Source organism: Prodigiosinella confusarubida, from assembly GCF_002847015.1.
Classification (GTDB): domain Bacteria; phylum Pseudomonadota; class Gammaproteobacteria; order Enterobacterales; family Enterobacteriaceae; genus Prodigiosinella; species Prodigiosinella aquatilis.
In genome coordinates this window covers 4,262,375-4,286,668 of record NZ_CP025085.1, presented here as the reverse complement: position 1 = coordinate 4,286,668, position 24,294 = coordinate 4,262,375, and the positions used below count along the sequence as shown (strand labels likewise).

General features: G+C 48.4%; 22 protein-coding genes. 19 read left to right on the top strand and 3 right to left on the bottom strand.

The annotated features are described in order from the left end of the window. The first annotated feature begins 26 nt into the window (after positions 1–26). From pyrH to tilS, 17 genes are all read left to right on the top strand, one after another. Positions 27–758 carry a UMP kinase gene (gene pyrH / locus CWC46_RS19485; RefSeq protein ID WP_021014874.1) on the top strand — a complete coding sequence of 244 codons (732 nt, stop codon included), beginning with the start codon at positions 27–29 and terminating at the stop codon, positions 756–758. A 137-nt stretch (positions 759–895) separates the two neighbouring features. Next, positions 896–1,453, top strand: a complete 558-nt coding sequence (gene frr / locus CWC46_RS19480) for a ribosome recycling factor (protein WP_021014875.1) — start codon at positions 896–898, stop codon at positions 1,451–1,453. Positions 1,454–1,640: 187 nt separating this feature from the next. Beyond that, entirely contained in the window at positions 1,641–2,840 is a 1,200-nt protein-coding gene (gene ispC / locus CWC46_RS19475) for a 1-deoxy-D-xylulose-5-phosphate reductoisomerase (protein ID WP_021014876.1), read from the top strand. Between the two features lie 181 nt (positions 2,841–3,021). Continuing rightward, a complete protein-coding gene (gene ispU / locus CWC46_RS19470) occupies positions 3,022–3,783 on the top strand; it encodes a (2E,6E)-farnesyl-diphosphate-specific ditrans,polycis-undecaprenyl-diphosphate synthase (RefSeq protein ID WP_021014877.1) in 762 nt (253 codons plus the stop codon). Positions 3,784–3,792: 9 nt separating this feature from the next. Then, on the top strand, positions 3,793–4,650 hold the full coding sequence (gene cdsA, locus CWC46_RS19465; protein WP_021014878.1) for a phosphatidate cytidylyltransferase: 858 nt from the start codon (positions 3,793–3,795) through the stop codon (positions 4,648–4,650). A 21-nt stretch (positions 4,651–4,671) separates the two neighbouring features. Next, positions 4,672–6,027, top strand: a complete 1,356-nt coding sequence (gene rseP / locus CWC46_RS19460; protein WP_021014879.1) for a sigma E protease regulator RseP — start codon at positions 4,672–4,674, stop codon at positions 6,025–6,027. Positions 6,028–6,062: 35 nt separating this feature from the next. Continuing rightward, positions 6,063–8,489, top strand: coding sequence for an outer membrane protein assembly factor BamA (gene bamA, locus CWC46_RS19455; protein WP_021014880.1), 2,427 nt, complete (start codon positions 6,063–6,065; stop codon positions 8,487–8,489). A gap of 130 nt (positions 8,490–8,619) precedes the next feature. Next, positions 8,620–9,117, top strand: a complete 498-nt coding sequence (skp, locus tag CWC46_RS19450; protein WP_021014881.1) for a molecular chaperone Skp — start codon at positions 8,620–8,622, stop codon at positions 9,115–9,117. A 3-nt stretch (positions 9,118–9,120) separates the two neighbouring features. After that, complete coding sequence (gene lpxD / locus CWC46_RS19445; RefSeq protein WP_021014882.1) at positions 9,121–10,143, top strand: UDP-3-O-(3-hydroxymyristoyl)glucosamine N-acyltransferase; 1,023 nt, start codon at positions 9,121–9,123, stop codon at positions 10,141–10,143. A 151-nt stretch (positions 10,144–10,294) separates the two neighbouring features. Further along, positions 10,295–10,750, top strand: a complete 456-nt coding sequence (gene fabZ / locus CWC46_RS19440) for a 3-hydroxyacyl-ACP dehydratase FabZ (protein WP_021014883.1) — start codon at positions 10,295–10,297, stop codon at positions 10,748–10,750. Positions 10,751–10,754: 4 nt separating this feature from the next. After that, complete coding sequence (gene lpxA / locus CWC46_RS19435; RefSeq protein WP_021014884.1) at positions 10,755–11,543, top strand: acyl-ACP--UDP-N-acetylglucosamine O-acyltransferase; 789 nt, start codon at positions 10,755–10,757, stop codon at positions 11,541–11,543. Positions 11,544–11,546: 3 nt separating this feature from the next. Beyond that, positions 11,547–12,695 carry a lipid-A-disaccharide synthase gene (gene lpxB, locus CWC46_RS19430; RefSeq protein ID WP_021014885.1) on the top strand — a complete coding sequence of 383 codons (1,149 nt, stop codon included), beginning with the start codon at positions 11,547–11,549 and terminating at the stop codon, positions 12,693–12,695. Next, positions 12,692–13,288, top strand: a complete 597-nt coding sequence (gene rnhB / locus CWC46_RS19425; RefSeq protein WP_021014886.1) for a ribonuclease HII — start codon at positions 12,692–12,694, stop codon at positions 13,286–13,288. The genes lpxB and rnhB overlap by 4 nt, the downstream gene beginning before the upstream one ends. 80 nt (positions 13,289–13,368) lie before the next feature. After that, the gene (gene dnaE, locus CWC46_RS19420) at positions 13,369–16,851 is read left to right on the top strand and encodes a DNA polymerase III subunit alpha (RefSeq protein WP_021014887.1); all 3,483 of its coding nucleotides are present in this window, start codon (positions 13,369–13,371) and stop codon (positions 16,849–16,851) included. Positions 16,852–16,863: 12 nt separating this feature from the next. Next, positions 16,864–17,823 carry an acetyl-CoA carboxylase carboxyl transferase subunit alpha gene (accA, locus tag CWC46_RS19415; protein ID WP_021014888.1) on the top strand — a complete coding sequence of 320 codons (960 nt, stop codon included), beginning with the start codon at positions 16,864–16,866 and terminating at the stop codon, positions 17,821–17,823. Between the two features lie 176 nt (positions 17,824–17,999). Continuing rightward, positions 18,000–18,389: a VOC family protein gene (locus CWC46_RS19410; protein WP_021014889.1), complete on the top strand. Its 390-nt coding sequence runs from the start codon at positions 18,000–18,002 to the stop codon at positions 18,387–18,389. Beyond that, entirely contained in the window at positions 18,379–19,710 is a 1,332-nt protein-coding gene (gene tilS / locus CWC46_RS19405; protein ID WP_037380701.1) for a tRNA lysidine(34) synthetase TilS, read from the top strand. The genes CWC46_RS19410 and tilS overlap by 11 nt, the downstream gene beginning before the upstream one ends. 45 nt (positions 19,711–19,755) lie before the next feature. Here tilS and rof read toward each other — a convergent pair whose 3' ends face one another. Beyond that, the gene (gene rof / locus CWC46_RS19400) at positions 19,756–20,016 is read right to left on the bottom strand and encodes a Rho-binding antiterminator (RefSeq protein WP_021014891.1); all 261 of its coding nucleotides are present in this window, start codon (positions 20,014–20,016) and stop codon (positions 19,756–19,758) included. Then, complete coding sequence (locus CWC46_RS19395; protein WP_021014892.1) at positions 20,003–20,203, bottom strand: YaeP family protein; 201 nt, start codon at positions 20,201–20,203, stop codon at positions 20,003–20,005. The genes rof and CWC46_RS19395 overlap by 14 nt, the downstream gene beginning before the upstream one ends. 239 nt (positions 20,204–20,442) lie before the next feature. On the opposite strand from CWC46_RS19395, the gene CWC46_RS19390 reads away from it, so the two are divergent. After that, the gene (locus CWC46_RS19390; RefSeq protein WP_021014893.1) at positions 20,443–20,991 is read left to right on the top strand and encodes a YaeQ family protein; all 549 of its coding nucleotides are present in this window, start codon (positions 20,443–20,445) and stop codon (positions 20,989–20,991) included. 46 nt (positions 20,992–21,037) lie between these two features. Then, positions 21,038–21,511, top strand: coding sequence for a copper resistance protein NlpE N-terminal domain-containing protein (locus CWC46_RS19385; RefSeq protein ID WP_021014894.1), 474 nt, complete (start codon positions 21,038–21,040; stop codon positions 21,509–21,511). Positions 21,512–21,601: 90 nt separating this feature from the next. On the opposite strand, the gene mutS is transcribed toward CWC46_RS19385, so the two are convergent. Further along, positions 21,602–24,163 carry a DNA mismatch repair protein MutS gene (gene mutS / locus CWC46_RS19380; protein ID WP_021014895.1) on the bottom strand — a complete coding sequence of 854 codons (2,562 nt, stop codon included), beginning with the start codon at positions 24,161–24,163 and terminating at the stop codon, positions 21,602–21,604. Positions 24,164–24,294: the final 131 nt, after the last annotated feature.

The following is a 24,294-nucleotide window of genomic DNA, read 5'->3' as shown; positions in this document are numbered from 1 at the left end:
TGACAGCCTGTTAGGACAAAAACACCATGGCAACCAACTCAAAACCTGTATATCAACGTATCCTGCTCAAGCTTAGTGGCGAAGCCCTGCAAGGCGCCGAAGGTTTCGGTATTGATGCAAGCATCCTGGATCGCATGGCTCAGGAAGTAAAAGAACTGGTTGAGCTGGATATCCAGGTCGGAGTGGTAATAGGCGGTGGTAACCTGTTTCGTGGTGCTGGTTTGGCTAAAGCAGGCATGAACCGTGTTGTGGGTGACCATATGGGTATGCTGGCTACGGTAATGAATGGACTGGCGATGCGTGATGCATTGCACCGGGCCTATGTCAACGCCCGTTTGATGTCTGCTATCCCATTGAATGGTGTCTGTGATAATTACAGTTGGGCAGAAGCCATCAGCCTGTTGCGTAATAATCGCGTAGTGATTTTTTCCGCCGGGACAGGTAATCCTTTTTTTACCACCGATTCTGCTGCCTGTTTGCGCGGCATTGAAATCGAAGCTGATGTGGTATTGAAAGCCACCAAGGTCGATGGTGTTTATTCCGCCGATCCGATACAGGATCCCAATGCTACGCTGTACGAAACACTGTGCTATCAGGACGTACTGGAACGCGAACTTAAAGTTATGGATTTGGCTGCTTTTACCTTGGCGAGAGATCATAATTTGCCAATCCGGGTGTTTAATATGAATAAACCGGGTGCATTGCGGCGTGTCGTGATGGGTGAAAAAGAAGGGACGTTGATCAGTAATAACGGCTGACGACAAAAGTAAGGTAATATTCTGTTTTGGTGGCACAAGATAGCGCCATACATTGCCAGCTGACGCTGGTGTAAATTATTCACCGGATCATGTCGAGACGTGATCTGACAGGCAACCAGTTTTCAAGGGTTCACAACGTGACTAATGAAATCAGAAAAGATGCTGAAACACGCATGGAAAAATGCGTTGAGGTTTTTAAGAACCAGATCGGCAAAATCCGTACCGGCCGTGCCTCTCCCAGCTTACTGGACGGTATTCATGTTGAATATTATGGCACTGCGACCCCGTTGCGTCAGCTTGCCAACATTGTAGTAGAGGATTCCCGTACTTTGTCGATCACGGTATTCGATCGCACGTTGGGAGCAGCAGTTGAAAAAGCAATTATGAAATCCGATCTGGGGCTTAATCCTATGTCGGCAGGTTCCGTTATTCGTGTACCGCTGCCGCCGTTGACGGAGGAGCGTCGTAAGGATCTGATCAAAGTCGTCCGTGGTGAAGCTGAGCAAAGCCGCGTCTCTGTCCGCAACGTCCGCCGTGATGCGAATGACAAATTAAAGGCCCAACTGAAAGACAAGACTATCAGTGAAGATGAAGAACATCGTGCTCAGGATGATATTCAGAAACTGACTGACAGTTATATCAAAAAGGTTGATGCCACATTGGCTGATAAAGAAAGCGAACTGATGGATTTTTAATCCATCAGTTTGGGTCGGCGTCGCCGGGTAGGAACAGTATGTATTCCTTCTCTCCCTGCGGCGCTTTATTTTTTATTGTTCCCTTGATGCAGGGTTATTTTTTTTATAACGGTCATAGACAGTTTATGTTAATCGTTTCAGACTGAGTTACCTCCCTGTAATCAATTGCAGTTATTCAGAGCATTTCATGAAGACACTGACCATCCTTGGTTCTACCGGTTCGATTGGCGTCAGTTCACTGTCGGTCATTCGGGCCAATCCTGATAAATTTTCGGTCAAGTCATTAGTCGCCGGACGTAATGTATCCCGCATGGTAGAACAATGCCTGGAATTCCATCCAACCTATGCCTCAATGGCAGATGAGAGTTCTGCCCGGGAATTACGCTGGCAGCTAAGCCAGCATGGTTGTCGTACAGAAGTAATGGCGGGAGAGCAAGCTGCGTGCGAACTAGCGGCGCTGAATGATGTTGATCAGGTCATCGCGGCCATTGTGGGGGCGGCAGGATTGTTTCCAACGTTGTCGGCCATCCGAGCCGATAAACAGGTGCTGTTAGCCAATAAAGAGTCGCTGGTTACCTGCGGCCGTCTGTTTATGGACGCTGTTTCAAAAAGCCGTGCACAATTGTTGCCCATAGACAGCGAGCATAATGCCATTTTTCAGAGCTTACCTGAGCAAATCCAATGTCAGTTGGGGCATGGTTCTCTGATTCAATACGGTGTCGAGCGAATTATCTTGACTGGGTCTGGTGGGCCTTTTCGTGAAATCCCGCTAGCAGAAATGAGTACAATGACCCCCGATCAGGCTTGTGCTCACCCTAACTGGTCGATGGGACGCAAAATTTCAGTGGATTCGGCGACCATGATGAATAAAGGGCTGGAATACATTGAAGCCCGCTGGCTTTTCAATGCTTCGGAAGCACAGATGGAGGTTATCATTCATCCTCAGTCGGTCATCCATTCCATGGTGCGTTACCGGGATGGCAGTGTGCTGGCGCAGTTGGGCGCTCCCGATATGCGTACGCCGATTGCCCACGCGATGGCATATCCGGCACGAGTGAATTCCGGCGTAGAAACGTTGGATTTCTGTCGTCTTGGCGCATTGACATTTTCAGCACCAGATTATCATCGCTATCCTTGTTTGCGGCTGGCCATTGAAGCCTGTAATCAAGGGCAGGCCGCCACAACCACACTGAATGCTGCTAATGAAGTTGCGGTAGAGGCATTTCTACGTTTGGGTATCCGTTTTACTGATATTGCTGCGGTCAACCAGAGCGTGTTGGAACAGCTTGCTTTACCCGAGCCTGACAGTGTGGACGACGTTCTTGTCATTGATCGTTGGGCCAGACGTATTGCCACCCAGACATTGTTGCGATATCAGCAACCTTAGTTGATCGCGCGTTTGTTCACGTGCCATTGAAATGATATAGTCTGCGCCATTTGGTGTGGGGGATGGGTGTGACGGTCAACGATGGCAATAGGTTCTACCTGTTCGCGATTTTTGCGCTGGTCAGATCGAACGTCACGGATAAACAGCCGTTTTTCTTATTTGAGGAAATTAAGTACACGTTATGCCGTCCGAAAATCAGCAAGGTAGTCAGAATCAGTTACCCGTTGGGCCACGTCATGTCGCCATTATTATGGATGGTAATGGGCGCTGGGCTAAACATCGGGGTAAACTGCGGATATTCGGGCATCAGGCGGGGGTAAAGTCTGTTCGTCGTGCTGTGAGTTTTTCTGTCAGTCATCATCTTGATGCGTTGACGCTATATGCGTTCAGCAGCGAAAACTGGAATCGTCCGACGCAGGAAGTGACGTCTTTGATGGAGTTGTTTGTACGGGCGCTCGATAGTGAAGTAAAAAATCTTCACAAACATAACGTCCGGTTACGTATTATTGGCGATATCAGTCGTTTTAATACTCGGTTACAGGAACGGATTCGCCGCTCGGAACATCTGACAGAAAATAATACTGGGCTTACGCTGAATATCGCTGCAAATTATGGCGGCCGTTGGGATATCATTCAGAGTGTCAGAAAGATAGCGGAGCAGGTACAGGAAGGCGTTTTACGCCCTGATACCATCAATGAAGAAACTCTATGCCGTTACATCTGTCTGAGTGATCTCTCGCCTGTGGATTTGGTAATAAGAACCGGTGGTGAGCACCGTATCAGCAATTTTCTACTGTGGCAGATTGCCTATGCTGAGCTTTATTTTACCGATGTTCTCTGGCCCGATTTTGATGAACAAGTCTTTGAAGGTGCTCTGAATGCATTTGCACAACGTGAGCGTCGCTTCGGGGGAACAACACCTATTGATACTGATGTATCCTAGGGAGAACTTTTGCTGAAGTACCGTCTGATAACTGCTTTGATTCTTATTCCTGCTGTTATCGCTGCACTGTTTTTATTGCCGCTTGTGGGTTTTGCCTTGGTTACGTTGGCGGTATGCATGCTTGCAGCTTGGGAATGGGGGCAATTTGCCGGATTTGCATCCTATACTCATCGAGTCTGGTTGGCGATTTTTTGTGGCTTGTTGCTGGCTCTGATGCTATTTACCCTTCCGCCATATCATCATCCTGTATCTATCTTGCAAGTCAGGATGTCACTCTGGTCATCGTTAGTTTGGTGGAGCCTGGCTTTGCTACTGGTGCTGTTTTATCCGGCGTCAGCATCATTGTGGCGTTCTTCACGGATACTTCGCCTGCTCTTCGGTGTATTGACTATTGTCCCATTTTTCTGGGGAATGTTGGCATTACGGCAGTATGACTACGAGTCTAATCCGTACGCCGGCGCCTGGTGGTTGTTGTATGTCATGTTGCTTGTATGGGGAGCGGACAGTGGTGCCTATATGTTTGGTCGGCTATTTGGGCAGCGTAAACTTGCACCTAAGGTTTCACCAGGAAAAACCTGGGAAGGTTTGGTTGGAGGATTAGTGACTTCCGCGCTGATTTCGCTACTCTTTAGTCACTATGTGCCACTGGCGACGTCAATGACAACGTTGCTGGTTTGCTCTATTGTGGCCGCGTTAGCTTCGGTTCTGGGTGATCTGACCGAGAGCATGTTCAAACGTGAAGCAGGTCTAAAAGACAGTAGTCACTTGATACCTGGTCATGGTGGTGTTTTGGATCGTATAGATAGTCTTACTGCGGCAGTACCGGTTTTTTCTTGCCTGATGCTACTGATTTTTAAAGCTATTTAGGGAAAAGGTTAAGGCCTGTTTATGATGAATATCCTCTGGAATCTGGCCGCATTTATCATTGCATTAGGTGTATTGATAACGGTTCATGAATTCGGCCATTTCTGGGTCGCACGCCGATGCGGCGTCAGAGTCGAACGCTTTTCGATTGGTTTTGGTAAAGCGTTGTGGCGACGCTATGATCGTCATGGTACAGAATACGTTATCGCACTCATCCCTCTTGGTGGTTATGTTAAAATGCTGGATGGCCGGATTGATAATGTCCCGACAGCACTTTTCCACCAAGCCTTCAATAATAAAACTGTCTTGCAACGTGCTGCGATTGTAAGTGCCGGCCCAATTGCCAATTTTATCTTCGCTGTTTTTGCATACTGGATGGTGTTTATCATCGGAGTACCAGGCATACGCCCAGTGGTTGGTGAAGTTTTGCCCGATTCGATTGCATCACACGCGCAAATTTCACCAGGAATGGAACTAAAGACCATTGGCGGTATCGAAACGCCTGATTGGGATAGTGCACGTCTGGCTCTGATTGGCAAGATTGGTGATCCTGAAGTTATCATTGGTACCGCGCCATTGGGTTCGTCGCAGATTGAACGGAAAACGTTGAATTTGCGTGACTGGCATTTTGAGCCCGATAAACAGGATCCTGCCGTTTCGTTGGGAATTGTTCCTCGTGGACCGCAGATCGACGCAGTATTAACACAAGTCCAGCCTCATTCAGCCGCAGAAAAGGCGGGTTTAGATGTCGGGGACAGGATCGTTAAAGTCGATGGTCAACCGCTGACGCGTTGGCAGCAGTTTGTTACCACGATACGTGATAACCCAGGTAATGTAGTCACTCTGGAGGTTGAAAGAGGAGGGGAAACCCTGACGTTGTCTCTGACGCCAGACAAGAAGTCTGTGGGACAAGGTCAATATGTGGGTTTCGCTGGTGTTGTCCCTCGAGTCATACCATTGCCCGATGAGTATAGAACGGTACGTCAGTATGGGCCGTTTGGCGCTATTTATGAAGCCAGCGATAAAACCTGGCAATTAATGAAGCTGACGGTCAGTATGCTGGGTAAGTTGATTACCGGCGATATAACGTTGAACAACCTGAGTGGGCCGATATCGATTGCTCAGGGGGCAGGGATGTCAGCGGATTATGGATTGATTTATTACCTGATGTTTTTGGCATTGATAAGCGTCAATCTGGGGGTCATCAATCTGTTTCCTCTACCGGTATTAGATGGTGGTCACCTGCTTTTTCTGGTGCTTGAAAAACTGAAGGGTAAGCCGGTTTCCGAGCGTGTGCAGAACTTCGGTTATCGCATTGGCACGGTGTTGCTGATGATGTTAATGGGGCTCGCACTTTTCAATGATTTCTCCCGCCTTTAGGTGTGAGACCAGGTTAGGATAAGCGCATAACAACGATGGCGATGAAAAAGTTGCTCATAGCGTCGCTGCTGTTTAGCAGCGCCACCGTATACGGTGCAGACGGGTTCGTAGTGAAAGATATTCATTTCGAGGGCCTGCAGCGGGTTGCCGTCGGTGCGGCATTACTTAGTATGCCAGTCCGAGTGGGGGATACCGTTAGTGATAAAGATATCGGTAATACCATTCGCGCTTTATTTGCGACCGGAAACTTTGAGGATGTCCGAGTCCTGCGTGATGGCGAAACACTGGTTGTCCAGGTTAAAGAACGTCCAACGATCGCCAGTATAACTTTCTCCGGCAATAAATCGGTTAAGGAAGAAATGCTGAAGGAGAATCTGGATGCCTCCGGTGTTCGTGTAGGCGATGCACTTGATCGCACAACGATTTCCAATATTGAGAAAGGTCTGGAAGATTTTTACTATAGCGTGGGTAAATATAGCGCTACGGTAAAAGCAATAGTGACTCCGCTGCCGCGTAATCGTGTCGACCTTAAGTTGGTGTTCACGGAAGGGGTATCAGCGAAAATCCAACAGATTAATATTGTTGGGAATAAGGCATTTAACTCTGATGAGTTGATTTCTCATTTTCAACTACGTGATGAGGTTCCCTGGTGGAATGTTGTCGGCGATCGTAAATATCAGAAGCAAAAACTTTCCGGTGACCTGGAAACATTGCGTAGTTTCTATTTGGATCGTGGTTATGCACGTTTCAAAATCGATTCGACGCAGGTTAGCCTGACGCCAGACAAAAAAGGTATTTACATCACCATTAACCTGACCGAAGGCGAGCAATACAAGCTGTCTGGTGTGACGGTCCGTGGCAATCTGGCTGGCCATTCGGCTGAAATCGAGGCGCTGACCAAAATCCAGCCGGGAGAGCTGTATAACGGCACTAAAGTGACCCGGATGGAAGATGATATCAAGAAACTGTTGGGGCGTTATGGCTATGCCTATCCACGTGTGGTTACCCAGCCTGAAATCAACGATGCGGATAAAACGGTTCGCTTGAATATCAATGTTGATACGGGGAATCGCTTTTCTGTACGCCGTATCCGTTTTGAAGGTAACGATACGTCCAAAGATTCTGTGCTACGGCGGGAAATGCGCCAGATGGAAGGCGGTTGGCTTGCTAACAATTTGGTCGAAAAAGGTAAAGAACGTCTCAACCGTCTGGGTTATTTTGAAAGCGTAAATGTTGAAACCCAGCGCGTACCAGGAACACCAGATCAAGTAGATGTCATCTATAAGGTAAAAGAACGAAATACCGGTACTTTTAACTTTGGTATTGGTTTCGGTACGGAAAGTGGCGTCAGTTTTCAAGCTGGGGTGCAACAGGATAACTGGTTGGGTACCGGTAATTCTGTGGGGATTAGTGGCACGAAGAATGATTACCAGACCTATATTGAACTCTCCATGACTGACCCGTATTTTACGGTCGACGGAGTCAGTTTAGGTGGACGAATCTTCTATAATAATTTTGACGCCAATAATGCTGATTTGTCCGACTATACTGACCGCAGTTACGGAACCGGCGCCACGCTGGGCTTCCCGGTTAACGAAAATAACTCGCTGAACGTTGGTTTAGATTATGTCCACAATGATCTATCGGATATGAAGCCACAAGTGTCTATGTGGCGTTATCTGGGGAAAATGGGTATCCATCCTGATGTTGTCACTGAATCTAACTCTACTAGCAGTGCCGACGTCTCGGCGAACGATTTCTTTGCAAAAACCGGTTGGACTTATAACAACCTTGATCGTGGTTATTTCCCAACAGCAGGTAGCCGTGCTTCTCTGAATGCAAAAGTGACCGTGCCAGGTTCGGATAACGAATACTATAAGCTGACTTTTGATTCAACGAGCTATTTCCCACTGAGTGAAAACCATGATTGGGTGTTGATGGGCAGGACCAAAGCCGGATTCGCTGATGGCCTGGGCGGAAAAGAAGTGCCGTTCTACGATAACTTCTATGCTGGTGGTTCCAGTACCGTGCGTGGTTTCCGTTCTAACACGATTGGTCCGAAGGCGGCTTATTACAATTGTGCTTCTGGTGCGGCGTCTTATGCCAATTGCCCGATCGACAATAGCAGTGATGCTGTTGGCGGGAATGCTATGGCAGTGATGAGTGGTGAATTAATCGTTCCGACACCGTTCATCAGTGAGAAATACGCCAGTTCAGTACGTACTTCCCTCTTTGTGGATGCTGGTACGGTATGGGATACCCACTGGGAAAATACAGCACAAACCGTGGCTGCTGGAGTACCTGATTATAATAGCCCTGGTAACATCCGTATTTCTTCCGGTATTGCGCTACAATGGATGTCACCACTTGGGCCATTGGTATTCTCTTATGCCCAACCGATTAAGAAATATAGTGGGGATAAGTCGGAGCAGTTCCAGTTTAATATTGGTAAGACCTGGTAATCTGATCATATAGGCAAGCGTCGCACGGATATTATGGCGCCGGTGTTCAAGCTAGTGTGCCGAAACCATTGTACTGTGCAGATTAACAATGTGTGAAAAGCACAAATCAGTTAGGGTGAGGAGTTTTATAGTGAAAAAGTGGTTGTATGCTGCGGGTCTTGGTTTCGTGTTGGCTGTTTCAGCCAGCGTGCAGGCTGCTGACAAAATTGCAATTGTCAATATTTCCAGCATTTTTCAACAGCTGCCACAGCGAGAAACAGTTGCTAAACAACTGGAAAATGAATTCAAAGGCCGTGCTTCTGAACTACAGGCTATGGAACGCGATCTGCAGGGGAAAATGCAGAAACTACAGCGTGATGGCTCGACAATGAAAGCCAGTGATCGTAGTAAAATGGAAAAAGCGATAATGGCACAGCGCAAAGAATTTTCTACCAAAGCGCAGGCTTTCGATCAGGATAACCGTCGTCGTCAGGTGGAAGAACGTAACAAGATTTTGAGCCGTATTCAGGATGCGGTAAAAGCTGTTGCTAAAAAGCAGGGTTATGACATTGTGATTGACGCTAATGCTATTGCTTATGCGGATAATGCAAAAGATATTACTGCTGACGTGTTGACACAGGCTAAATAATACATGCTTTCAATTCGACTGGACGCCTTGGCACAACAGTTGGATGCTCAATTACACGGTGATGGCGATATCGTCATCACCGCTGTTGCGTCGATGCATTCAGCACTGGCAGGTCAGATCACTTTTTTGTCTGATAGCCGCTATCGTGAACAACTGGCAGATACGCAAGCATCAGCTGTCGTACTGACAGAAGCGGATTTACCTTATTGCAAGATTCCTGCGTTGGTAGTAAAGAATCCTTATTTGACATATGCGCGTATGGCGCAGTTGATGGATACTACGCCGACTCCGGCTCAGGGTATATCACCTGCCTCAGTGATTGCTTCCGATGCGTGTTTGGGGGATTCTGTATCAGTTGGTGCCAATGCAGTCATTGAATCTGGTGCCGTACTAGGTGATGGCGCGGTGATCGGTGCCGGTTGTTTTATTGGAAAAAATGCCAGAATTGGCGCAGGAACCCGTTTATGGGCTAATGTAACGATTTACCATAGTGTCGTGCTGGGTAAAAAGTGTCTGATTCAATCAGGAGCAGTGATTGGCGCAGATGGTTTTGGCTATGCGAATGATCGTGGTAACTGGATAAAAATACCACAACTAGGGACGGTTAAAATCGGTGATCACGTCGAGATCGGTGCCAATACTACCATCGATCGTGGCGCATTGGATGATACGATCATCGGTGATGGTGTCATCATTGATAACCAGTGCCAGATTGCACACAACGTTGTGATTGGCGACAATACCGCAGTTGCTGGTGGTGTGATTATGGCAGGAAGTTTGAAGATCGGCCGTTATTGCATGATTGGTGGGGCCAGCGTGATTAATGGTCATATGGAAATTTGTGACAAAGTAACAGTGACTGGCATGGGTATGGTAATGCGCCCTATCACCGAGCCTGGCGTCTATTCATCAGGAATTCCGTTGCAGCCCAATAAAGTCTGGCGTAAGACCGCAGCATTGGTAATGAATATTGATGATATAAGTAAGCGGCTGAAAGCTGTTGAGCGCAAGCTCGGAAAAATCTAGTCACCAATATTTATCTCCGCCGTGTTTTACAAGCAAGACGAGCGCAAAGGCGCTTAATCCTTATTTGCGGCCTGCTTGATGTTCCCTGTTTTAGGAACTATACGAGCCGTGTTGTTGATGACATCAATTTTATATGGACAGGAAGAGTATTTTGAATACTGACACCCATACTCTGAATATTGAAGAAATTCTGGAGTTGTTACCGCATCGTTATCCTTTTTTGCTGGTAGATCGTGTGCTGGATTTTGAAGCAGGGAAATTTTTACGTGCGGTTAAAAATGTTTCTTTCAATGAGCCTTTTTTTCAAGGGCATTTCCCAGGGAAGCCTATTTTCCCCGGTGTACTGATTTTGGAAGCAATGGCACAGGCAACCGGAATATTGGCATTTAAAAGTGTTGGTAAACTTGAACCTGGCGAACTCTATTATTTTGCTGCCATTGATGAAGCCCGTTTTAAACGCCCGGTAGAGCCAGGTGATCAGATGATCCTGGAAGTCGAGTTTATTAAAGAACGTCGTGGTGTCGCCCGTTTTAAAGGTGTAGCCAAAGTCGATGGAGAAGTGGCTTGTGAAGCTGAAATGATGTGTGCTCGTCGTCGGGAGGTTTGATAGCGTGATAGATAAAACTGCCTTTATTCATCCCAGCTCGGTTATTGAAGAGGGTGCTGTTATCGGTGCCGGTGTGCATATCGGTCCGTTTTGTTATGTCGGTTCTCAGGTCGAAATCGGTGCAGGAACGGTACTCAAATCTCACGTTGTGGTTAACGGTATCACTAAAATTGGTTGTGATAATGAAATTTATCAGTTTGCCTCTATTGGTGAAGTTAATCAGGATCTGAAATATGCGGGAGAGCCGACATGTGTCGAGATTGGCGATCGTAACCGTATTCGCGAAAGTGTGAGTATTCATCGTGGCACGGTACAAGGTGGTGGGTTGACTAAAGTCGGTAACGACAATTTATTGATGATCAATACACATATTGCCCATGACTGCATGGTTGGTGACCGTTGTATTTTGGCTAACAATGCAACGTTGGGTGGTCATGTCTACATCGGTGATTACGCCATTATCGGCGGGATGACGGCGGTTCATCAATTTTGTGTTATTGGTGCGCATGTTATGGTTGGTGGTTGTTCCGGCGTAGCGCAGGATGTTCCACCTTATGTTATTGCCCAAGGCAATCACGCCACACCGTTCGGGATTAATATTGAAGGTCTGAAACGCCGTGGTTTTGATAAAGAAACCCAGCATGCTATTCGTAACACCTACAAATTAATTTACCGCAGTGGTAGAACACTCGACGATGTTAAACCCGAGATTGAAGCACTGGCCGTTAGTCATCCGGCAGTACAAGTGTTTCTCGACTTCTTTGCCCGCTCGACGCGCGGTATTATCCGCTGATTTATGACTCCGCGCCCACTCATTATCGGAATAGTCGCCGGGGAAACCTCCGGCGATATTCTTGGTGCCGGATTAATTCGCGCACTTAAGGCCAAAATACCGGATGTCCGTTTTGTGGGCGTTGCCGGACCGCAGATGTTGCAGGAAGGATGTGAAGCCTGGTACGAAATGGAGGAGTTGGCAGTCATGGGAGTGGTCGAAGTACTGGAACGTCTGCCTCGGTTATTAAAGATTCGTCGTGATTTAACACGCCGCTTCAGTGAATTGAAGCCAGATGTTTTTGTTGGGATTGACGCACCTGATTTCAATATCACGCTGGAAGGACGTCTGAAGCAGCGTGGAATCAAAACCATTCATTATGTCAGCCCATCAGTATGGGCCTGGCGACAGAAACGGGTTTTCAAAATTGGCCGGTCAACAGATCTGGTTCTGGCATTTCTGCCTTTTGAAAAAGCGTTTTATGATCGTTTTAATGTCCCCTGCCGTTTTATCGGTCATACCATGGCTGATGCCATGCCATTACATCCCGATAAACAGGCTGCACGCATTGCTCTGGGGTTGGCGGTGGATGCACGTTGTCTGGCGTTGCTACCGGGTAGCCGGAGTGCCGAGGTGGAAATGCTGAGTGCCGATTTTCTTAAAACGGCGCAGTTGCTACGACAAACTTACCCAGAACTTGAAATCGTGGTGCCGTTGGTTAATAGCAAACGTCGGGCTCAATTTGAGCAGGTAAAAGATGTAGTAGCACCGGAATTGACAGTTCACATGCTGGATGGTCATGCCCGCGAAGCTATGGTGGCCAGTGACGCCACATTACTGGCCTCCGGTACGGCTGCACTGGAGTGTATGCTGGCAAAATGCCCGATGGTAGTGGGTTACCGAATGAAGCCGTTTACCTTCTGGTTGGCCCAGAAACTGGTAAAAACCCCTTGGGTATCGTTACCTAATCTGTTGGCTGGTCGTGAACTGGTTAAAGAGTTACTGCAAGCGGATTGCACTCCGGACAAGTTGGCGGCAGCTCTGATGCCTTGGCTGCAAAGAGGAGAAGATGCCGTCGCGTTGCAGGGTAATTTCCTGACGTTGCATGAACAGATTCGCTGTAATGCTGACGAGCAGGCTGCTCAGGCAGTACTGGAATTATCAAAATCATGAATAAATCATTTAGTTACCCTCAGGCAACCTGTATTGCCGGGGTTGATGAAGTAGGGCGAGGCCCGTTAGTGGGCGCAGTTGTTACTGCGGCAGTGATTCTTGATCCTAATCGCCCGATTGTCGGGTTGGCGGACTCGAAGAAATTGAGTGAAAAACGCCGTCTTTCTCTGTATGACGAAATTAAGGACAAGGCGCTAGCCTGGAGTCTGGGACGTGCAGAACCGGAAGAGATTGATCAACTGAATATTCTGCATGCCACAATGTTGGCAATGCAACGCGCAGTCGCTGGTTTGGTCTTGACGCCTGATTATGTTTTAATCGATGGTAATCGCTGCCCGATGCTACCCATGCCGTCGTTGGCGGTGGTGAAGGGTGATGACCTCGTACCGGAGATTAGTGCCGCATCAATACTTGCCAAAGTCACGCGAGACTGGGAAATGGAAGCGTTGGACAAGATTTTCCCCGCTTATGGTTTTGCGCAGCATAAAGGCTATCCTACCGCTTATCACCTGGAAAAACTGGCTACCTTAGGGGCTACCCATCATCACAGGAGCAGTTTCGCTCCAGTTAAACGAGCGTTGGGCTTGGCATAGTAGAAATACATATTACTTATCTGCCTGATAATTTCATTATGTTATCAGGTTAATTACTTGACACATTCTAGGATCTGGATATGGCCGAACCACGTTTTGTTCACCTGCGTGTTCACAGTGACTATTCCATGATCGATGGACTGGCGAAAGTCGGGCCGTTGGTAAAAAAAGCAGCGTCGCTGGGAATGCCAGCGCTGGCGATTACCGATTTCACCAACCTGTGTGGCCTGGTGAAATTCTACGGCGGTGCGCACAGTGCTGGAATTAAGGCTATTGTCGGTGCTGATTTACTGGTTTCAAGTGAAGAGTTGGGCGATGAGCCGTCTCAACTCACTATCCTGGCAATGGATAATGAAGGTTATCAGAACCTGACGCTACTGATCTCTCGTTCTTACCAGCGGGGTTACGGTCCTGTTGGGCCGACCATTGAACGTGAATGGCTGATTGAGCATCAACATGGTTTGTTATTGTTGTCAGGCGGGCGACATGGTGATGTAGGGAAATTTTTATTACGTGGTAATCAGGCGCAGGCAACGCAATGTTTGGCTTTTTATCAACAGCATTTTCCTGATCGTTACTATCTTGAGTTGATCCGTACTGGTCGTCCCGATGAAGAAAGTTATCTGCATTCTGCCGTGGCAGTGGCGGTGGCGCATGGTTTGCCCGTGGTCGCGACCAACGATGTTCGCTTTATCAGTGAAGACGACTTTGATGCGCATGAAATCCGCGTTGCCATTCATGATGGATTTACGCTGGACGATCCCAAACGTCCGCGCAATTACAGTTCGCAGCAATACATGCGCAGCGAAGAGGAAATGTGCGAGCTATTTGCGGATATTCCTGAAGCGCTGATTAACAGCGTGGAGATTGCTAAACGTTGTAATGTCACTATTCGGCTGGGAGAGTATTTCCTGCCGCAGTTTCCTACGGGTGATATGTCCACGGAAGATTACCTGGTTAAGCGTGCGAAAGAAGGGCTGGAAGAGCGTCTGAAGTATCTATTCCCGAATGAAGAAGATCGGGCTGAGAAACGTCAAAAATATGATGAACGTCTGGATATTGAGTTGAAAGTCATCAACCAGATGGGATTTCCCGGTTACTTCCTTATCGTGATGGAGTTTATTCAGTGGTCTAAGGATAACAATGTACCGGTTGGTCCGGGGCGAGGTTCAGGCGCCGGATCGTTGGTGGCGTATTCGCTGAAGATTACTGATCTTGATCCGCTTGAATTCGATCTGCTGTTCGAACGATTCCTTAACCCGGAACGTGTCTCCATGCCAGACTTTGACGTCGATTTTTGCATGGAAAAGCGTGATCTGGTTATTGACCACGTCGCGGATATGTATGGTCGGGATGCCGTTTCCCAGATTATTACTTTCGGTACGATGGCAGCTAAAGCGGTAATCCGTGACGTAGGGCGCGTACTGGGGCATCCATATGGTTTTGTGGATCGAATTTCCAAGCTGATACCACTCGATCCTGGTATGACCCTGGAAAAAGCATTTGCCGCCGAGCCTCAATTAGGCGAAATTTATGATGCCGATGAGGAAGTCAAAGCGTTGATCGACATGGCGCGCAAGCTCGAAGGGGTAACGCGTAATGCCGGTAAACACGCCGGTGGTGTGGTGATATCACCGACTAAAATCACTGATTTTGCGCCACTGTATTGCGATCCGGAAGGTCATCACCCAGTTACTCAGTTTGATAAAAGCGATGTGGAATACGCCGGGCTGGTGAAATTTGACTTTCTTGGCCTGCGAACGCTGACCATCATTGACTGGGCACTGGAGATGATCAACGCGCGTCGGGCTCGGGCCGGACAGGATCCGATCAACATCGCCTCTATTCCGCTGGATGATAAAAAGAGCTTTGACATGCTACAGCGCTCGGAAACCACGGCGGTGTTCCAGCTTGAATCGCGCGGCATGAAGGACTTGATTAAGCGCCTGAAGCCTGACTGTTTTGAAGATATGATCGCGCTGGTGGCCTTGTTCCGTCCCGGGCCCTTGCAGTCGGGTATGGTAGATAACTTTATTGACCGTAAGCATGGTCGAGAAGCTATTTCCTATCCCGATATCCAATGGCAGCATGAGTCACTCAAACCGGTGCTGGAACCGACCTATGGTATTATCCTGTATCAGGAACAGGTGATGCAGATAGCCCAGGTGCTGTCAGGGTATACTCTGGGTGGCGCGGACATGTTGCGTCGAGCGATGGGTAAGAAAAAGCCCGAAGAGATGGCCAAGCAGCGCTCTGTGTTTAAAGAGGGCGCGGAGAGAATGAACGTCGACGGTGAGCTGTCGATGAAAATCTTTGACCTGGTGGAAAAATTCGCGGGTTATGGATTTAACAAATCGCACTCTGCGGCTTATGCGCTAGTCTCTTATCAGACGCTGTGGTTAAAAGCGCACTATCCGGCTGAATTCATGGCTGCCGTGATGACAGCGGATATGGATAACACCGATAAAGTTGTGGGTCTGGTGGACGAGTGCTGGCGCATGGGCCTGAAAATTCTGCCGCCGGATATCAATAGTGGGCTGTACCATTTCCATGTGAATGATGACGGAGAGATTGTCTACGGCATTGGCGCGATTAAAGGCGTGGGTGAAGGGCCGATTGAAGCAATCATTGAAGCGCGAAATAAGGATGGTTACTTCAAGGAGCTGTTTGACCTGTGCGCACGTGCTGATACTAAAAAGCTTAACCGACGGGTACTGGAAAAGCTGATTATGTCGGGGGCTTTTGACCGACTTGGACCTCATCGGGCCGCGCTGATGAATTCGTTGGGGGATGCGCTGAAAGCTGCGGATCAGCATGCGAAAGCGGAAGCTATCGGGCAAGTGGACATGTTCGGTGTCCTGGCGGAGGCGCCGGGACAGGTAGAGCAGTCATATAGTACAGTGTCTCCATGGCCGGAACAGGTTGTTCTGGATGGTGAGCGGGAAACGCTGGGTTTGTATCTGACCGGCCACCCTATTAACCAGTATCTTAAGGAAATTGAGCGTTATGCAGGAGGCTTACGTTTAAAAGATATGCACCCCACGGAACGGGGAAAACTCACCACGGCAGTCGGTCTGGTACTGTCTGCCCGAGTTATGGTGACTAAGCGTGGAAACCGGATTGGTGTTGGTACTCTTGACGATCGTTCCGGGCGTCTTGAGATCATGCTGTTCACCGATGCACTGGAAAAATACCAGCATCTGCTGGAAAAAGACCGCATTCTTATTGCCAGCGGACAGGTCAGCTTTGATGACTTCAGCAGTGGACTTAAAATGACGGTCCGCGAGTTAATGGATATCAGTGACGCGCGGGAAAAATATGCTCGCGGACTTGCTATCTCGCTGACTGACAGGCAAATTGATGACCAGTTGTTAAACCGTCTCCGTCAGTCGTTGGAACCCCATCGATCAGGGACGATTCCAGTGCATCTTTACTACCAACGGGAGAATGCGCGTGCCCGGTTACGCTTCGGTGCTGCATGGCGTGTCACGCCGACCGATGTGTTGCTGAATGATTTGCGCACTTTAGTGGGTAATGAACAGGTAGAACTGGAATTTGACTAATATAGGAATACTATGAGTCTGAATTTTCTTGATTTTGAGCAGCCGATTGCAGAGTTGGAAGCGAAAATTGACTCGCTGACCGCAGTCAGCCGTCAAGACGAAAAATTGGATATTAACCTGGACGAAGAGGTTAAGCGTCTACGCGAAAAAAGCGTTGAGTTGACACGTAAAATTTTCGCTGATCTGGGTGCTTGGCAAATCGCCCAGCTGGCTCGCCATCCACTGCGCCCATATACGCTGGATTATGTTAAGCACATCTTTACTGATTTTGATGAATTGGCAGGAGATCGAGCTTACGCTGATGATAAAGCCATCGTTGGTGGGATTGCTCGTCTGGATGGGCGTCCTGTGATGATTATCGGTCACCAGAAGGGTCGCGAAACCAAAGAAAAAATTCGTCGCAATTTTGGTATGCCAGCACCAGAAGGTTATCGAAAGGCATTGCGCTTGATGGAAATGGCCGAGCGTTTCAAAATGCCGATCATTACCTTCATTGATACCCCTGGCGCATACCCGGGCGTAGGTGCGGAAGAGCGCGGTCAGTCTGAAGCGATTGCCCGTAATTTGCGTGAAATGTCGGGTTTGAGTGTACCAATCATCTGTACCGTTATTGGTGAAGGTGGTTCTGGTGGAGCATTAGCCATCGGTGTGGGTGACAAGGTGAATATGCTGCAATACAGCACCTATTCTGTTATTTCCCCGGAAGGGTGTGCATCTATTCTGTGGAAAAGTGCCGATAAGGCACCTCTGGCCGCTGAGGCGATGGGTATTACCGCGCACCGGTTGAAAGAGCTGAATCTGATCGATAGCGTTATTCCTGAGCCACTTGGCTCGGCTCACCGTGATATTGAAACGATGTCTGAATCACTGAAGTCCCAGTTGTTGGTTGACTTGCGTGATCTGGATGTATTTAGTGAGCAGGAATTGCTTAATCGTCGCTATCAGCGTTTGATGAATTACGGTTACTGTTGATTCCTTTCAAGTTTCCAAACGCTATGGGTTTGACACAGTAATTTAAACATCGTTAAAAGTCCGCAATCAGAAATGAGCGCGGACTTTTTGTTATTATGGGGCGGACAGGACGATTTTCGCTTATGCCGGGTGTTGCCGTACTGAATAACTATTTGCACTGAAACCGTGAGAGAGTGATGCTTAAAATTCAAGATATTCATCATATTGCTATCATCGCATCTGATTACGAACGTAGTAAGCGGTTTTATTGTGATGTGATGGGTTTTACACTGTTGCATGAGGTTTACCGTGCGTCGCGTGATTCCTGGAAGGGCGACCTGGCATTAAATGGTCATTACCTTGTTGAGCTGTTTTCATTTCATCAACCGCCAACCCGAGTGAGTCGCCCTGAGGCCTGTGGCTTACGTCATCTGGCGTTCTTTGTTGAAGATATTGAACAATCTATCGCTGAGCTAACACAATCCGGTGTGATCTGTGAGCCTCTACGTGTTGATGAGGAAACCCAGCGCCGGTTCACTTTTTTCAGTGATCCTGATGGGCTGCCACTTGAATTGTATGAACGGTAACCATGATATGAGCAGCGAAGAGATGTTGCTGGCTGAGGTGTGTCGCAGGACTGCAATGTATTCTCATTGTCTGGTGGCCTACAGCGGCGGACTGGATTCCAGTGTATTGCTGAACCTGATGACGCGCATCAGCCAGCAACAGCATATTTCCTTGCGGGCGGTTTATATCCATCATGGTTTGAATCCTCTGGCGGATAGCTGGGCAGAGCATTGCCGCCAGCAATGTCAGCGTTGGCAGGTTCCGTTTGATGTGCTGCATGTGGATGTCGATGCCCGGCAGAAAGGGATTGAAGCAGCGGCACGTGAGGCGCGTTATCAGGCATTGAAAAATCATTTGTTACCCGGTGAAGCGTTACTGACTGCCCAACATCTGGATGACCAGAGCGAAACTTTTCTACTGGCGCTCAAACGAGGGAGCGGCCCGGCAGGGCTAGCCTCAATGGCTGAACACTCCACGTCGAACGGTCATGTTTTATTGCGCCCATTATTGACATTTTCCCGTACTCAACTCGAAGCGTATGCACAGACACAACAGCTTTCCTGGATTGAAGATGATAGCAATGGCGATGAACGTTTTGACCGCAACTTTTTACGTCTGCACGTATTACCTTTGTTAAAACAGCGCTGGCCGCATTTTCTTTCTGCTGTGGCACGTAGTGCTGCACTGTGCGCAGAACAAGAGCAATTACTGGATGAGTTGTTGGCCGAGTCGTTACAGGCAATGAGCGATGCCGATGGTGCTCTGTGCATTGATGCACTGATGCCATTGAGCCCGGCACGTCGTTTTGCGTTGTTGCGTCGCTGGATAGCAAGGCAAGGTGCACAGATGCCTTCCCGTGATCAGTTGCAACGCGTATGGCAAGAAGTGGCAATGAGTAAGCAAGATGCGGAGCCGCAATTACAACTGGGCAATGTGCAAGTCAGGCGTTTTCGGCAGCAACTTTATTTATTACCGCTGATGGATTCACTCAAATCTTGCATTCTGCCGTGGCAACTGGCGGCGTCGTCACCGCTTGTATTACCGGATGGGTTGGGGTGTTTAATGCTAGCGTCTCATGGCACTCATGTGCGTTCTCCACGAGAGGGAGAGCAGGTAACAGTCCGGTTTATGGCGCAAGGGAAAATTCATATAGTGGGTAGACAACATGGCCGTCAGATGAAAAAGTTGTGGCAGGAAATGGGTGTTCCGCCCTGGCAGCGGGAACGCACGCCACTACTCTTTTATAATGAGCAACTTATTGCCGCTGTGGGTGTGTTTATCACGATGGAAGGGCAGGTGCAACACGGTGAAGATGGTTGGCATATTGACTGGCAGCGATGAAGATAAAAAAACGGACAACCTGAGTTGTCCGTTTATAGTAGCGATTTAAGGCTCACTGACAACAACTTTGCCTATTTCCGGATGGCTAAAGCTGAGGATATGATCGAGCCTAAGCTCATGGAGGTGACCAGCATCTTCAAGCACCAAATATTCAATATGTTTTCGGGAGACCATATCGCTGGCTTTCCCGGTAATGATTTCTCCATTACGCAACTCTACCGTTAGCGTAAGATGCTGCTGGCAGGTTGCCTCCAGGTTGTCATAATCATCACAATTGATGGGTTGATATTCATTACTCATTGACATAATCGCTCACCAATAAGTTAGCGGCGGCATAAGCCGCCTGTTCCCTGACTGAGGACGGCAATTCGCTGTTTGTGGCGATTCCATCCAGGGTTTTTAATACACAACCCAGTGCGTCGGGTACATAGCCCAGATCACCACTGGCAATTTGAGCGTATAGACGGCGTACTATTTCACTGTATTGTTGCACAAGATCCTCCCTTAGAGCTCAACCCGGTAGGCATTCATGCATCATACGTTATTATGTTAACGGACTACGTAAGCCTACGAAGATAAACTCTGTTATCTCATTCGACTATAGCATAGCCATTCGCAGCTTATCAGCATTATGCAACAGTCTAATCCGCGATTAACGGCGCAAGTGTCACCTTTACTGTGAGCATTGCACATTCTCAAGTACACTGACTGCATTACTCAATGAGGTGAATAATGGCGTTAAAAGCAACGGTTTATAAAGCGGCAATCAACATAGCAGATATGGATCGGCAGTTTTTCCACGATGCCAGTCTGACGATTGCCCAACATCCTTCCGAAACCGATCAGCGTATGATGTTAAGGTTGTTAGCCTGGATTTGCCATGCTGATGATAATCTGCGTTTTACCCGAGGACTCAGTGCGGATGATGAACCGGAAATCTGGCAGCATAGCGATTCACAGCAACTGGAACTATGGGTCGAACTCGGGTTGCCGGATGAACGGCGACTCAAAAAAGCCTGTAGTTTATCGCCTCATGTGGTGCTTTATGCTTATGGTGAACGAGCTGCACAGGTTTGGTGGCAAAATATGGCGGAGAAAGTGGTGGCATTCAAAAACCTGACGATACGTTTTCTGGATGACCAGCAGCTTAATCAATTAGCAGGATTGGTACAGCGTAATATGTCATTACAAGCTACGCTACAGGAAGGAATTATTTGGCTATCAGATAATGATAATAATCTGGAATTATCGTTTACTGAGTGGCAAATTGCCCGGCAATAGAGATGATGTTCAGCGCTCAACATGGAGATACGACAGGAGAATTAGAATGAATAAACTGATGATAAGGGGGGTGTTGGTTTTTGTGTTGTCAGTGTTAATCGGTTGTCGTTCATTTTCTCCGATTCAGGAAGAACCTTTGCGACCGATGGCACAGAATTACCGTGGTACGCTATCGAGTAGTGATTGTGTCAATGTTGAAGTTTCACTGTTTCTGGGTAAAGACGGCCGTTTTGCCTTACAAAAATATTATCAGAGTGGGGAAGATGGTCTGAAAACTACTGCGGAATATGGGCAGTGGCGCCGGACGGCAGAGAAGCTGGTATTGACCGGTTTCAATGGTGAGAAACGTTATTTCCGACCCAAAAATAGTAATGAACTGGAAGTTTTGGATAGTGACGGGAAACCGCTGAAATTTCGTAATCGTCATCAGTTAATTGCGATTGATGAACCGCGAATGAAAGCTCCGGTGATTATCTGGCAACCAGTAACGTATCATACCCGTGTAGTAATATTCTCTTGATTATTATGATTTTTTCACGCGAACGCAGTTTAATGAGCAAGGGCCAGACCTCAGCCCTTACTATATAATATCCTTTCTGACCTCAACGGATTACAACATCGTCTTCAGGCGGTACAACCAATCCAGTGCCTGACGTGGTGTGAGAGTATCTGGGTCGATAGACTCAAGGGCTTCCAGTGCGGGTGAGGGCTCTTCTTCGGGGCTGAGCAGCGTTAACTGTGACCCGTCAACATGGCTGGCGGACGCGTTATTGGAAAGTGACTCCAGTTCTTTCAGTTTCTGTCGCGCCCGTTTGATGACTTCTTTAGGCACCCCAGCCAGGGCGGCGACTGCCAGACCGTAGCTTTTACTGGCCGCACCTTCCTGAACACTGTGCATGAAGACAATTGTGTCGCCGTGTTCCATGGCATCAAGATGAATGTTTACCACGCCTTCCATTTTTTCTGGCAGGGTCGTCAGCTCGAAATAGTGAGTCGCGAACAGTGTCATGGCCTTGATTTTATTAGCGAGGTTTTCTGCACAGGACCATGCCAGAGAAAGTCCATCGTAGGTTGATGTACCCCGGCCAATTTCATCCATCAGTACCAGGCTGTTTTCTGTGGCATTGTGCAGAATATTGGCTGTTTCCGTCATTTCCACCATAAAGGTGGATCGACCGGAAGCCAGGTCGTCTGCGGCACCTACCCGGGTGAATATGCGATCCACCGGGCCGATGATGGCTTGCTCAGCAGGTACATAGCTGCCGATATGCGCCATCAGTACAATGAGTGCCGCCTGACGCATATAGGTACTTTTACCCCCCATGTTCGGACCGGTTACGATCAACAGCCGACGCTGGGGAGAAAGCGAGAGTGGATTGGAAATAAAAGGGTCGCTGAGTACCTGTTCCACCACCGGATGACGGCCACCCACAATTTTGATGCCGGGTTTGTCGCTCAGCGTGGGGCACACATAACTCAGCGTATCGGCGCGTTCCGCCAGATTGGTCAGTACATCCAGTTCAGCCAGTGCACTGGCACTCTGTTGCAGTTCAGCCAGATGCGGCAGCAACAGATCGAACAGCTCGTCATACAGCATTTTTTCCAGCGACAGTGCTTTGCCCTTCGATGTCAGCACTTTGTCTTCATATTCCTTCAGTTCGGGAATAATGTAACGCTCGGCATTTTTCAGTGTCTGGCGGCGAACATAGTGTATCGGCACCATATGGCTCTGACCGCGACTGACCTGAATGTAATAACCATGAACGCCGTTAAAACCGACTTTCAGCGTATCAATGCCCAGTTTTTCCCGTTCCCGGATTTCCAGCTTATCCAGATAATCGCTGGCGCCGTCTGCCAGCATGCGCCATTCATCCAGCTCGGCGTGATAACCGGTAGCAATAACGCCGCCATCACGTACCAACACCGGCGGGGCTTCTACCACGGCACGTTCCAGCAACGCCCTTAGTTCATCAAACTGACCAATTTGGCTCGCCAGATGATGCACATAATCTGCATGAATCGAAGATAACTGCGCATGAATTTCGGGCAGTTGTTGAAAAGCATGACGCATCCGGGCCAGATCGCGCGGGCGAGCTGTTCGAAGTGCCAGTCGTGCCAAGATCCGTTCGAGATCACCAACCTGACGTAAACAGGGTTGCAGTTCAGCGGTAATATTCTGTAGGTCAGCGATAGCGTGTTGCCGCTGGGTCAGGGTTTGGGTATTCCGACTGGGTACGTGCAACCAGCGCTTCAGCATGCGGCTGCCCATCGCCGTGACCGTACAATCGAGCACTGCTGCCAGTGTGTTTTCTATACCACCAGAAAGGTTTTGCGTCAGTTCAAGATTGCGACATGTTGCTGCATCCATAATGATGCCGTCTTGCTGCCGTTCTATGGTGATGCTACGGATATGGGGGAGCGATGTCCGTTGCGTGTCTTTGGCATATTGCAGCAGACAACCGGCGGCACGCAGCCCCTGTTTGGCCTGTTCGACGCCAAAGCCGGTCAGATCCTGGGTGCCAAATTGCAGGTTCAATTGCTGGCGTGCGGTATCCAGTTCAAATTCCCACAATGGGCGACGGCGCAGGCCACGACGATGCTCGATGAGCGACATCGTCTCGAAGTTTTCCGGATAAAGCAGTTCAGCGGGATTGGTGCGCTGCAACTCCGCTACCATCGTTTCCTGATCAGTCGGCTCGGCCAGGCGAAAACGCCCGGAGCTGATATCCAGTGTGGCATAGCCGAAGCCACGGCTATCCTGCCAGATGGCAGCTAGCAGATTATCCTGCTTTTCCTGCAATAAGGCTTCATCGCTGATGGTGCCCGGTGTAACAATTCGGACCACCTTGCGTTCTACCGGACCTTTGCTGGTCGCTGGATCACCAATCTGCTCACAGATAGCCACGGACTCGCCTAACTGAACCAGTTTCGCCAGATAGTTTTCTATCGCGTGATAAGGAACACCCGCCATCGGGATCGGTTCACCCGCCGAAGCACCCCGTTTAGTCAGCGAAATATCCAGTAACTGAGATGCCCGTTTGGCATCATCATAAAACAGCTCATAAAAGTCACCCATACGATAAAACAGCAGTATTTCAGGGTGCTCCGCCTTTAGCTTTAAGTACTGCTGCATCATGGGGGTGTGGTTATCGAGGTTGTCGGTGGTTTTCATGCGGTTATGTTTTCTATTCCATTGAATTTAAAGTTTACTGTGATTTTTATTATTCTCGTTTTGTATCAGGAGATCTTGCTACCTGCATTTTGGTGCTGTAAATGAAAATCAGTTTATACAAATCAGCCAGT

Coding starts and splice junctions, on each gene's coding strand:
- pyrH (WP_021014874.1), top strand. CDS start 27: ATGGCAACCAACTCAAAACCTGTATATCAACGTATCCTGCTCAAGCTT.
- rnhB (WP_021014886.1), top strand. CDS start 12,692: ATGAATAAATCATTTAGTTACCCTCAGGCAACCTGTATTGCCGGGGTT.
- ispC (WP_021014876.1), top strand. CDS start 1,641: ATGAAGACACTGACCATCCTTGGTTCTACCGGTTCGATTGGCGTCAGT.
- rseP (WP_021014879.1), top strand. CDS start 4,672: ATGATGAATATCCTCTGGAATCTGGCCGCATTTATCATTGCATTAGGT.
- mutS (WP_021014895.1), bottom strand. CDS start 24,163: ATGAAAACCACCGACAACCTCGATAACCACACCCCCATGATGCAGCAG.
- lpxB (WP_021014885.1), top strand. CDS start 11,547: ATGACTCCGCGCCCACTCATTATCGGAATAGTCGCCGGGGAAACCTCC.
- ispU (WP_021014877.1), top strand. CDS start 3,022: ATGCCGTCCGAAAATCAGCAAGGTAGTCAGAATCAGTTACCCGTTGGG.
- accA (WP_021014888.1), top strand. CDS start 16,864: ATGAGTCTGAATTTTCTTGATTTTGAGCAGCCGATTGCAGAGTTGGAA.
- bamA (WP_021014880.1), top strand. CDS start 6,063: ATGGCGATGAAAAAGTTGCTCATAGCGTCGCTGCTGTTTAGCAGCGCC.
- CWC46_RS19390 (WP_021014893.1), top strand. CDS start 20,443: ATGGCGTTAAAAGCAACGGTTTATAAAGCGGCAATCAACATAGCAGAT.
- dnaE (WP_021014887.1), top strand. CDS start 13,369: ATGGCCGAACCACGTTTTGTTCACCTGCGTGTTCACAGTGACTATTCC.
- lpxD (WP_021014882.1), top strand. CDS start 9,121: ATGCTTTCAATTCGACTGGACGCCTTGGCACAACAGTTGGATGCTCAA.
- CWC46_RS19410 (WP_021014889.1), top strand. CDS start 18,000: ATGCTTAAAATTCAAGATATTCATCATATTGCTATCATCGCATCTGAT.
- rof (WP_021014891.1), bottom strand. CDS start 20,016: ATGTCAATGAGTAATGAATATCAACCCATCAATTGTGATGATTATGAC.
- tilS (WP_037380701.1), top strand. CDS start 18,379: ATGAACGGTAACCATGATATGAGCAGCGAAGAGATGTTGCTGGCTGAG.
- CWC46_RS19385 (WP_021014894.1), top strand. CDS start 21,038: ATGAATAAACTGATGATAAGGGGGGTGTTGGTTTTTGTGTTGTCAGTG.